This window comes from Christiangramia aquimixticola, assembly GCF_048285835.1.
Classification (GTDB): domain Bacteria; phylum Bacteroidota; class Bacteroidia; order Flavobacteriales; family Flavobacteriaceae; genus Christiangramia; species Christiangramia aquimixticola.
Window position 1 is genome coordinate 339,604 of sequence record NZ_JBLVTL010000003.1, and the last position, 10,395, is coordinate 349,998.

Sequence of the window (10,395 nt, forward strand, 5' to 3'; positions counted from 1 at the left end):
AAAAAAAATCCCTTCAATTTTGAAGGGATTTTTTTATTTTATTTCCTGAAATTCCAGCAATCGAGAACTTACTAACTGAGCCTGATTGATTTAAAAATTATAATTCAGGATCAAATCCACATGGAACATATCTGCTTTGTTAAGGTAAAAATTTGGATTGTCAGGGAAATCTCCATTCGCGAATTTACCTACCAGGAGAAGTTCCGGCTTTAAATTCTTTAATTTTTCGAAAGAAAAAAATAGATCAAGATTTACATTATTAACACTGGATTTATATCATATCTATTCTATTTACTGAAGATCAATTCTCCTTATTTCCAATGCCGGAAAAGTGCACCCTCCTCTTTACGGCTTCAAAAATCCCTGATACAGAATAAACTTAAATTTAAACTTGCTCTATCAGGGCCGTCTAATATTCAGTTTTTATCTTTATCAATCTAAGATTGAAAGAGAAAATTATGATCAAAAAACAACTTGGAAGTACCGATCTATATACTCCTCCTATTGTTTTTGGAGGAAACGTTATTGGCTGGACCCTGAATGAAAAGGAATCCTTCAGGATGCTGGACGAGATCCTGGAGCTTGGTTTTAACGTGATAGATACCGCTGATGTTTATTCCCGCTGGGCACCGGGTAACCCGGGAGGTGAATCTGAAAGGATCCTTGGGAAATGGATGAAAGAACGCAATGTTAGGGACAGGATCTGCCTTATTACCAAAGGCGGCTCCAGCATGCAGCAGGGTGGCCCGGCAGATATTTCGCCTTCCTATCTTCTTAAAGCTACAGAAGATTCCTTAAAGCGTCTCCAAACCGACTATATCGATCTATATTTCACTCATAAAGATGATAACCAAACTCCGGTAGAGGAAACTCTTGAAGCTTATCAGCAATTGATAAAGGAAGGAAAAGTAAGATATATTGGCGCATCAAATTTATCTGCCGAAAGACTTCAGGCTTCCCTTGAGGCTTCACGGAATAATAGCTTACCAAAATATGAAGTTTTTCAACCCGAATACAGCCTGGTAGAAAGACAGAAATTCGAAAAAGATATTCGGGAGATCTGCTTAAAAAACAAACTTGGAGTTATAAGTTACTTTTCGTTGGCCAGCGGTTTCCTTACCGGAAAATATAAATACCAGAATGATATTACCGGTAATGAAAGAGAACGGTTTTTAAAAAATTATGCTACCGAGAAAAGCTTTAAAATTTTAAAGGTACTGGAAGAAGTTGCACATAATCATAATATTTCTCAAGCAGGTGCGGCCCTCGCCTGGATCTTAAAAAAACCGGGAATTACCGCCCCCATTGCAAGCGCAACCAAACTATCACATTTACAAAGTTTCAGGGAAGCAATCGAAGTGAAATTAACTTCTGAAGAAATGAACCTACTCGATAAAGTAAGTGATTAAAAAAAGCCGCTCGAGGCGGCTTTTTTTATTCTATATTAGGCGAGTGCCCTTTTTAGTTTTTCTAAATCCAAGGTTTGCTGCTCTCCGGATTTCATATGCTTTAAAGTAAATTCTCCATTTTCCATTTCAGCTTCTCCTGCCAGAACCACAAAAGGGATCTGTCTCTTATCTGCATACTTCATCTGTTTTCCCATTTTTGCATTATCGGGATAAAGTTCAGCAATAATGCCCGCATTTCTTAGCTCACGAACGGTTTTCATGGTATACAGGGATTCTTTATCTCCAAAGTTTATAAACAGTACTTTGGTGTTTTGAGTAACGGTTTCAGGGAATAATCCCAATTCTTCCAGAACAAGATAAATACGATCTAACCCGAAAGAAATACCAATTCCACTCATATTCTTTAAACCAAAAATTCCGGTTAGATCGTCATAACGACCTCCGCCTCCAATTGAGCCCATCTTTACCGTTGCAGGAGCAGCAACTTCAAAAATAGCTCCGGTATAATAATTTAATCCGCGGGCCAGAGTTACATCAAGATCCAGTTTAGCAGTTTTTAAAGGCATAGCTTCAATAGCGTCCTGTATAAACTGCAATTCTTCAATCCCCTTTAGTCCCGTTTCTGAAGTTTGAAGTATGCTTTTAATCCCGGCAACTTTTTCAGCAAAATTACCTTCTAATGAGAATATTGGCTGAATTTTGGAAATTGCTTCTTCAGAAATTCCTTTTTCACGCATTTCCTTTTTTACACCCTCCTCACCTATTTTATCCAGTTTATCCAGCGCTACCGTAAAATCAATCAGCCGGTCTTTTTCTCCAATTACCTCAGCAAAACCAGAAAGCACTTTACGGTTATTGATCTTTATAGTTACCCCTTCCAGATTTAAACCTGAAAAAACAGCATCATATAATTGTATAAATTCCACTTCCTGCCATAGGCTGTTACTACCTACAACATCTGCATCACATTGGTAAAACTCTCTAAATCTTCCCTTTTGTGGCCTGTCTGCTCTCCAAACCGGCTGTATCTGATACCTCTTGAAGGGAAATTCAATTTCATTTTGATGCTGAACCACATATCTCGCGAAAGGCACGGTTAGATCATATCTCAGGGCTTTTTCACTAATTGCCGGCGTTAGCTTCAAACTATCTTTTTCTACAAGTATCTTTTCATCTGCCTTCTTCAGAAAATCTCCCGAATTAAGGATCTTAAAGATCAACCTATCACCTTCATCACCATATTTTCCCATAAGGGTTGAAGAATTTTCGAAACTTGGAGTTTCAATTGGTTGAAATCCGAAGCCTTTGAACTGCTCCTGAATTTTTCCAAAAATATAATTCCTCTTTGCAACTTCTTCCGGAGAAAAGTCTCTGGTACCTTTTGGAATGGATGGTTTTTGTGCCATGATATAGTTTGAGCTAATTTGATATTAAGGATTGCAAATATCTTAATTTTTAACCGAACCCAAACAAAATTGAAATTTTAAGTAACAAACTCTTCTGTTTTTAGTCTAACTGAATAGATCGAAAATTATATCTATGTTTTCACTCCTGCGGGAAAATATAAGAATTGCCTTAAATTCTATAAAGAGTCAGTCACTTAGAACCATATTAACGGTATTAATAATTGCTATAGGGATTACCGCCCTGGTAGGGATATTAAGTGCTGTAGCAGCCTTAGAGAATACCATAAGCAAGGATTTTGCCTCTATGGGTGCTAATACATTCAATCTCCAGCGATATGAATTTCGTACCCGTGGCTCCAATAATGAAGATCAAAAAATAAACCCGATTATAAGTTACAGGGAAGTAACCGAATTCAAGGAAAAGTTCAAATTCCCTTATGCTGAAACTGCCATTTCATTTACCGGAACACGTTCAGCTGAGATAAAATATCAGAATGAAAAAACCGATCCGGAAATTAACGTGGTGGGAGTAAATGAATTCTATCTTCAGAATTCAGGTCTGGAAGTAGAAGAAGGAAGGGAATTCAATGTATTTGATATTGAAAACAATAATAATGTAGCCGTAATTGGCGCTGATTATAAAGACGGAATTTTCAAGGGGCTGGACCCCATAAATCGAACAATTAGCATTAGAGGTGCGAAATTTAAAGTAATAGGAATTTTAAAGTCAAAAGGAAGCACCTTTGGCAACAATCAGGATTTACAAATATTCATTCCTATACAACACGCAAGATCCATTTTCTCTCAGCCTAACATCAATTATAGCTTAAGTGTAAAGGTTAAAGATAAAGAGATCCTTGACGCCGCGATGGATGAAGCCATTATCACTTTTAGAAATATACGTGGTCTTAATCCTAAAGAAGAAAACAACTTTGGACTTGAACGAAGTGATGACCTTATCAACCGAATTCTTCAGATCACCGGCGCACTTAATATAGCAGCTTGGATCATATCTATAATCACCATTTTTGGATCCTCGATCGCTTTGATGAACATTATGCTGGTATCTGTAACAGAAAGAACCCGTGAAATTGGAGTAAGAAAAGCACTTGGAGCTAAAAAGAATACCATTGCCATGCAATTCTTCCTTGAAACCCTGGTAATTGGCCAGATTGGTGGCTTGCTGGGAATTCTACTGGGAATTGGAATAGGTTATGCCGTAGCAACTTCCCTTGATTTCGCATTTACCACTCCATGGAAGGCGATGTTCTGGGCGACCGGTATCACAATTATTGTGGCGATCCTGGCAGGTAGTTATCCAGCTGCCAAGGCTGCCAAACAAGATCCAATAGAATCTTTACGCTACGAATAGATTATTCTTCAGCGTTTACTATTTCCTGAAAATACCCATAAAGCTCACCTTTGGTGATATTTGCGCCTTGTTTTATAAGTGCAAAAATATCCTTATTGCGGTCATCGCTTAGTTCTTTTGAAGAAGTATAGATATTCACCATCTCATTCATCAGGTTGGTTTGCAACCATTGGTAACCTTCTCTGGTAGTAATATCCACAGCCTCATTCTCTACTTTGATGGCGATAAGGTTAATGGAAACTTCAGTTATATGGAATAGAAATATCTGGTTAGGAGAAAAATGCTCCAGGTATTCCACTTTATTTAAAACCCCTTCCCAAACCAGGTCACTAAAAATATCCATTTCTTCCTCTGCAACCTTTGGTTTTTCAGCTTTAATTTTTGCCCATTCATCGGCGGTGATAGACTGAGTTGCCAGGAAATTAATGAATTCCTGATGCATTTCTTCAAACTGCTCTTTAGTTAATCTGGCGTATTTCATGGTATTTCAGATTAAATATCCGTATTCTACTAAAAGTAAAACAGATAAATTATAAACTTGTTTATGCTAAAAAGAAAAGCCCGCTCAAGTTGATGAGCAGGCTTTTTTTTATGAGAAAAATAAATTATGCTTCTCCTACCACGTCAAAGGTAAAATTAGAAACTACCTCACGGTGAAAACGCAAAGTTGCTTCGTATTGACCTAAACGCTTGATGTTACCACCGGCGATGCTAATATATTTCTTTTCGATCTCCACACCTTCTTTGGCAAGAGCATCAGCAAGATCTCCATTTGTAATGGATCCAAAAAGCTTATCACCTGCTCCTGCCTTAGCAGTCATCTTGATTTCAAGGTTGTTAAGTTTTTCGGCTTGCTTCTTAGCCTCGTCAATATGCTTTTGTTCTTTATAGGCACGCTGCTTCAAAGTTTCAGATAAAACCTTTCTTGCAGATGGAGTAGCCAATTCAGCATATCCATGTGGAATAAGATAATTTCTACCGTAACCGTTTTTTACAGCTACTACATCATCTTTAAAACCTAAATTATCTACGTCTTTTTTAAGTATCACTTCCATAACTGCCTCTTTTTATTTTAATAAATCACCTACGTAAGGCATTAATGCTAAGTGACGTGCACGTTTTACCGCAGTAGCCACTTTTCTCTGAAACTTCAAAGAAGTACCGGTCAAACGACGAGGTAACAATTTACCTTGCTCGTTTACAAAGCCCATAAGAAAATCAGGATCTTTGTAATCTACGTACTTAATACCAGATCTTTTAAATCTACAGTATTTTTTAGCTTTGGTAGTCTCTATATTAAGCGGAGTAAGATACCTGATCTCTCCGTCTTTTTTTCCTTTTGCTTGTTGTTCAATAGATGTTGCCATGATTACGCTTTTTCCTTGTTACGTTTTCTTCTCTTTTCAGCCCAGGCTACAGCATGCTTATCTAACTTAACAGTTAAATAACGCATCATGCGCTCGTCTCTTCTAAATTCCAACTCTAAAGGTTCAATTGCTTCACCCGGAGCTTGAAATTCAAATAAATGGTAAAAACCACTCTTTTTGTGTTGGATTGGGTAAGCCAGTTTTCTTAGGCCCCAATCTTCTTTCGCTACCATCTCAGCCCCTTTAGAAACAAGAAAATCTTCGTATTTCTTAACTGTCTCCTTTATCTGCTCATCAGATAAAACGGGATTCAAGATGAAAACAGTTTCATAATTGTTCATAAAATATTTCTTTAAATTAAATCGGCTGCAAAAATAGAATTAATTATTCATAATTCAAAGCTATTTAAGAAGGATAAAATACTATTTTTGACGCTGAATATATAATTACCCTTGTATTTCTTATATATAATGAGTAATATTGTTATTGACTAACCTATTAATTGTGGAAGAAGTTTTACTTAAATGTGCTGTCGTGGACGATTCCAGCCTGCAAAGGCTCTCGATCGTTAAATTAATCAAAGACCACCCTAATTTAAAACTGGTTGCAGAATACAATAATGCAATTGAAACTAAGAATGGTCTCTTAGATACAGAAACCGACCTTATTTTCCTGGATATCGAAATGCCGATACTTTCCGGTTTTGAATTATTGGACAACCTTCCAAATAAACCGCAAATTATATTCGTAACCGGTAAAACCAAGTATGCGTTTAAAGCTTTCGATTATAATGCAGTGGATTACATCCACAAACCGGTAACAAAAGAAAGATTCAATAACGCTGTAAATAAAGCGGTCAACCTGCATAAATTAAAGCATCAAGCTCCTATCCCGGAAGATGATGATTTTATCTTTGTAAAAAGCAATCTTAAAAATCGTAAAGTATTTTTAAGCAAGCTAAAGTACATTCAGGCTCTTGGGGATTACGTGAAATTTGTAACGGAGAAAGATAACTTTGTTGTGCTTGCCACAATGAAGTCCTTTGAACAGCAATTGCCAAGTGACCGATTTTTACGTACTCACAAGTCTTACATTGTTAATCTTGATAAGATAGAGAGATATAACAGTAAGAATATAGAGATAGACAAAGAAAAGCTACCTCTTAGCAGGCACAAAAAAGCCAATCTTGTAGAGGCTTTAAGCGCAATTCAATAATAAAGAAATCACACCATTATATTTAAAAGCCATTTTCGAATGGCTTTTTTTATTGAGGGTCAACATTCACAATTACCCTGGCCGACCTGAATGCTCCAATTGCTTTGTAACTGTTCAACACCCTATGGATAACCTGTTTGGTTTTCCCCAGCGATTGCTTTACGGGAATCTTGATCAATATATTCTTATAATATTCGTTACGTATTCTGGCAACCGGCGGAAATTCAGGACCTAATACATTCCTGTCAAAAACATTTTCTAAAGCCATGGCAAGCCACTGAGCTGCTTCATTAGTTTTGGAAAAATCACGACATTTTACAGTCAACCGTATGAGCCTGTAATAAGGTGGATATTGATATTGATATCTCTCCTCCAGCTGTTCCTTATACATGGCTTCATAATCCCCCGTAGAAACCTGCTGAATTATTTGATGATTAGGATTATAGGACTGTATAAGTACTTTCCCTCTTTTTTGAGTTCGCCCTGCCCTCCCCGCAACCTGTAACATTAACTGAAAGCTTCTTTCATGCGCCCGGAAATCCGGAAAGTTCAAAAGGTTATCGGCATTCATTATTCCCACTAAACTCACTTTCCTAAAGTCAAGACCCTTGGTTAACATTTGAGTCCCTACAAGAATATCTGTTTCGTGATTTTCAAAAGCCTCGATAATTTTTTCATAAGCATGCTTGCCACGAGTGGTATCCTGATCCATTCTGGCGATCTTATGCTTGGGAAACAAAGCTTTTAATTCAGCTTCCACCTGCTCTGTCCCAAACCCTTTCGTGGAGATCTCTGAACTGCTACAGGCCATGCATTGATGCTGCATCGCTATATGATAGCCACAATAATGGCAGCGCAATTGATTATTATGACTGTGATAGGTTAAACTCACGTCGCAATTGGGACATTGCGGAGAATGTCCACAAGTATTACATTCAAGAATTGGTGAAAACCCTCTTCTATTCTGAAACAGGATTACCTGCTCCTGCTCCATCAAACTTGCTCTTATTTCTTCAATAAGTCTTTCAGAAAAATGCCCTTTCATTTTCTTTTTGCGGTGCGCCGTTTTAATATCGACCACTTCAACCTCCGGCATATGAACATTTCCAAAGCGGCGTTTTAATTCCACTAAAGCATACTTACTGTGATTGGCATTAAAATAAGACTCAATTGAAGGAGTGGCTGAACCAAGAATAATTTGGGCCTGAAATAAATTAGCAAGAACCACAGCGGCATCGCGGGCATGATACCTTGGAGCTGGATCAAATTGTTTAAATGTGGATTCATGCTCCTCATCAACCACAATCAGCCCTAAATTTTTAAAAGGAAGAAAGATACAGGATCTCGCTCCAATTACTATTTTCCCCTTTTGATCATTTTCCCTTACATGTTTAAAAACCTCCACCCGCTCATTCACCGAATATTTACTGTGATAGACAACTACTTTTTCTCCAAAATAATCCTGAAGTCGGCGGATTAATTGAGTTGTTAAAGCAATTTCCGGAAGCAGATACAAAGCCTGTTTGCCCTGATTGACAACTTCCTCAATAAGCCTGATGTAGATCTCCGTTTTTCCGGAGCTGGTTACTCCATGTAAAAGACAGACTTTATCTTCTTCAAAATTTGTTTTGACCTCTTCAAAAGTTTTTTGCTGAAACTCATTAAGTTTTATTTCATGATTTCCAATATCTCCCTGGAATTGAACCCTGTCGATTTCTTCATAAAACTCCACCAAAATCTTTTTATTCAAAAGGCCTTTTACTATTGCTGAAGAAGCCCCTGCTTCTTTTACTAATGTCTTAACCTTGAGTGGTTTTTTTGAACGGGCGGTCAGCGAAAAATAGGTTAATAAAACCTCACGCTGTTTTGGAGCCCTTGATAACTCATCCAGGATACGATGCATTTCACTCTCCGCCTCATAAGCCGGATTCAGCTTCACATATCTTTCCTCTTTAGGCTTAAATTGCTCATAAATTTCCTGGTTAAGATCTACAAGTTGCTTTTCTACCAGCTTATTGATTACCGGCAACACTTTCTTGCGATCAAGTAAAGATTCTATTTCCTGGATTTTCATGGAAGACTGTCGCTGCAATGCTTCAATCACCAGATATTCTTCATCATTTAAAATAACATCTTCAATATCAACATCCTTACTCAATTTTACCACACTCTCACTTTCCAGTAAAAATGCTCCCGGCAGTGCTGCCCGCATTACATCACCTTCAGCACACAAATAATATTGAGAGATCCATTCCCAGAATTTTAATTGCTCTCTGGTAATTAAGGGTTTTTCATCAAGGATCTGATGGATGGGTTTAGCTTCATAGACCTCGGGTGGGTTTTGATGAATATCTGCTACGATCCCTGTATATATCCGGTTTTTACCAAATTGCACCGCAAGTCGCATCCCTTTCTTAATAAACTGAGCTTCTTCATAGGTAATACTATAGGTGAACCTTTTCTCCAAAGGCAATGGTAAAATAAGATCTACAAAATGAGACATGAAGCTTAGTGACTTAAATATTAAAAAAGCTGCTTATACAGCAACTTACTTTTAATTCAGATTCCAAAAATATTAAGAATATTAAGGAATATGAAAGTAAGTAAAACTATAAAAACAGCTTTTACTTTATTTTGTTATTCTGCCCGGCGCCAGGTTTTAGTCTTAAAGAAAAAAGAAATATAACCTCTCACTTTTAAAATATCGGGATTATTATTGTCCAGCCAGATTTTGCAGCGATATTCTTTTCCGGTTTTAGGATCTACAATAGTGCCATCAACATACTCATTACCTTCCCTTTTCAAGCCTTTCATAAGCTCCATCCCTTCTACAGGCTGGTTCTTTAAATCTCCCTCACATTCAGTGCAAATCCTGTTCCGGTCTTCTTCCTTGAGGATACGATCTACTTTACCATAGATCTCCCCTTCTTTTTCGTAAATCTTAATTATGGAGTTAACCTTTCCCTCTTCATTACGATTCTCCCACTTCCCGGTAACATCCTGAGCCTCTGCCTGAGATAGCGAAGTGATGATCAGGATGATCAATAACGCTATTTTTCTCATATTACTTTCCTAACATTGCTTCTTTAAGATCGTCATCTGCTGGCCTGTTAGACAACCAAATCCCGAATAAAGCTTTTTTAAATTCCAAACCTTCAATAGTACCAACCTCTTTATCGTTTTTGTATACGGTTACACCTGACTGAGGCAAATAAACGATATCAAAAATTTCATTCTTTTTAATCTCCTGGCTAAAGAAACTTTTAAATTTTTCAATTTTATCGGCAAGAGGCTTAGTATTACCTTTTGTTGAATTTTCGAAACCATCATTAACGGCCTCAATCATTTTATCACTGGTAATTAGCTTGGATACAATGTGCAGTTTTATGCTCATTGGCTCATTTGCGGCCACGATAGAAGCTGCATTCGATGATTTATTGGTCAAATACAAGCCACCGGCATAAAGATCTATCCATAGTTTTTCCCGAACTCCGGCACCGTTAAGCTGTAATGTTTGCCCCTGGTAAGTTTCGCTGTTTGGCAAAGTAACCCCTGCAACTGATGTTTGAGCATTTGTAAGTCCAACGCTCAATACTGCCATTATTATTAAAGCTATTTTTTTCATC

General features: G+C 37.4%; 11 protein-coding genes. 3 read left to right on the forward strand and 8 right to left on the reverse strand.

Features of this window, described 5'->3' with window-relative positions:
* Positions 1-458 precede the first annotated feature (458 nt).
* Positions 459-1,409: an aldo/keto reductase gene (locus ACNKXV_RS08465; protein WP_417907276.1), complete on the forward strand. Its 951-nt coding sequence runs from the start codon at positions 459-461 to the stop codon at positions 1,407-1,409.
* Positions 1,410-1,444: 35 nt separating this feature from the next.
* Here ACNKXV_RS08465 and hisS read toward each other — a convergent pair whose 3' ends face one another.
* Positions 1,445-2,815: a histidine--tRNA ligase gene (hisS, locus tag ACNKXV_RS08470; RefSeq protein WP_417907277.1), complete on the reverse strand. Its 1,371-nt coding sequence runs from the start codon at positions 2,813-2,815 to the stop codon at positions 1,445-1,447.
* 133 nt (positions 2,816-2,948) lie between these two features.
* On the opposite strand from hisS, the gene ACNKXV_RS08475 reads away from it, so the two are divergent.
* Positions 2,949-4,187 carry an ABC transporter permease gene (locus ACNKXV_RS08475; protein WP_417907278.1) on the forward strand — a complete coding sequence of 413 codons (1,239 nt, stop codon included), beginning with the start codon at positions 2,949-2,951 and terminating at the stop codon, positions 4,185-4,187.
* 1 nt (position 4,188) lies between these two features.
* Here ACNKXV_RS08475 and ACNKXV_RS08480 read toward each other — a convergent pair whose 3' ends face one another.
* From ACNKXV_RS08480 to rpsF, 4 genes are all read right to left on the reverse strand, one after another.
* The gene (locus ACNKXV_RS08480; protein ID WP_417907279.1) at positions 4,189-4,668 is read right to left on the reverse strand and encodes a DUF6495 family protein; all 480 of its coding nucleotides are present in this window, start codon (positions 4,666-4,668) and stop codon (positions 4,189-4,191) included.
* A gap of 124 nt (positions 4,669-4,792) precedes the next feature.
* Positions 4,793-5,242: a 50S ribosomal protein L9 gene (rplI, locus tag ACNKXV_RS08485; protein WP_417907280.1), complete on the reverse strand. Its 450-nt coding sequence runs from the start codon at positions 5,240-5,242 to the stop codon at positions 4,793-4,795.
* A gap of 12 nt (positions 5,243-5,254) precedes the next feature.
* Positions 5,255-5,554 carry a 30S ribosomal protein S18 gene (rpsR, locus tag ACNKXV_RS08490; protein ID WP_026916063.1) on the reverse strand — a complete coding sequence of 100 codons (300 nt, stop codon included), beginning with the start codon at positions 5,552-5,554 and terminating at the stop codon, positions 5,255-5,257.
* Positions 5,555-5,556: 2 nt separating this feature from the next.
* On the reverse strand, positions 5,557-5,895 hold the full coding sequence (gene rpsF / locus ACNKXV_RS08495; protein WP_417907281.1) for a 30S ribosomal protein S6: 339 nt from the start codon (positions 5,893-5,895) through the stop codon (positions 5,557-5,559).
* 163 nt (positions 5,896-6,058) lie between these two features.
* Here rpsF and ACNKXV_RS08500 point away from each other — a divergent pair, with 163 nt between their 5' ends.
* The gene (locus tag ACNKXV_RS08500) at positions 6,059-6,769 is read left to right on the forward strand and encodes a LytR/AlgR family response regulator transcription factor (RefSeq protein WP_417907282.1); all 711 of its coding nucleotides are present in this window, start codon (positions 6,059-6,061) and stop codon (positions 6,767-6,769) included.
* Positions 6,770-6,818: 49 nt separating this feature from the next.
* Here the strand turns inward: ACNKXV_RS08500 and priA are convergent, their stop codons facing one another.
* From priA to ACNKXV_RS08515, 3 genes are all read right to left on the reverse strand, one after another.
* Positions 6,819-9,272, reverse strand: a complete 2,454-nt coding sequence (gene priA / locus ACNKXV_RS08505; protein WP_417907283.1) for a replication restart helicase PriA — start codon at positions 9,270-9,272, stop codon at positions 6,819-6,821.
* 134 nt (positions 9,273-9,406) lie between these two features.
* Positions 9,407-9,832, reverse strand: a complete 426-nt coding sequence (locus ACNKXV_RS08510) for a DUF2147 domain-containing protein (protein WP_417907284.1) — start codon at positions 9,830-9,832, stop codon at positions 9,407-9,409.
* A gap of 1 nt (position 9,833) precedes the next feature.
* A partial coding sequence (locus ACNKXV_RS08515; RefSeq protein WP_417907285.1) for a chalcone isomerase family protein occupies positions 9,834-10,395 on the reverse strand: 562 nt, incomplete at its 5' end.

Coding starts and splice junctions, on each gene's coding strand:
- ACNKXV_RS08465 (WP_417907276.1), top strand. CDS start 459: ATGATCAAAAAACAACTTGGAAGTACCGATCTATATACTCCTCCTATT.
- hisS (WP_417907277.1), bottom strand. CDS start 2,815: ATGGCACAAAAACCATCCATTCCAAAAGGTACCAGAGACTTTTCTCCG.
- ACNKXV_RS08475 (WP_417907278.1), top strand. CDS start 2,949: ATGTTTTCACTCCTGCGGGAAAATATAAGAATTGCCTTAAATTCTATA.
- ACNKXV_RS08480 (WP_417907279.1), bottom strand. CDS start 4,668: ATGAAATACGCCAGATTAACTAAAGAGCAGTTTGAAGAAATGCATCAG.
- rplI (WP_417907280.1), bottom strand. CDS start 5,242: ATGGAAGTGATACTTAAAAAAGACGTAGATAATTTAGGTTTTAAAGAT.
- rpsR (WP_026916063.1), bottom strand. CDS start 5,554: ATGGCAACATCTATTGAACAACAAGCAAAAGGAAAAAAAGACGGAGAG.
- rpsF (WP_417907281.1), bottom strand. CDS start 5,895: ATGAACAATTATGAAACTGTTTTCATCTTGAATCCCGTTTTATCTGAT.
- priA (WP_417907283.1), bottom strand. CDS start 9,272: ATGTCTCATTTTGTAGATCTTATTTTACCATTGCCTTTGGAGAAAAGG.
- ACNKXV_RS08510 (WP_417907284.1), bottom strand. CDS start 9,832: ATGAGAAAAATAGCGTTATTGATCATCCTGATCATCACTTCGCTATCT.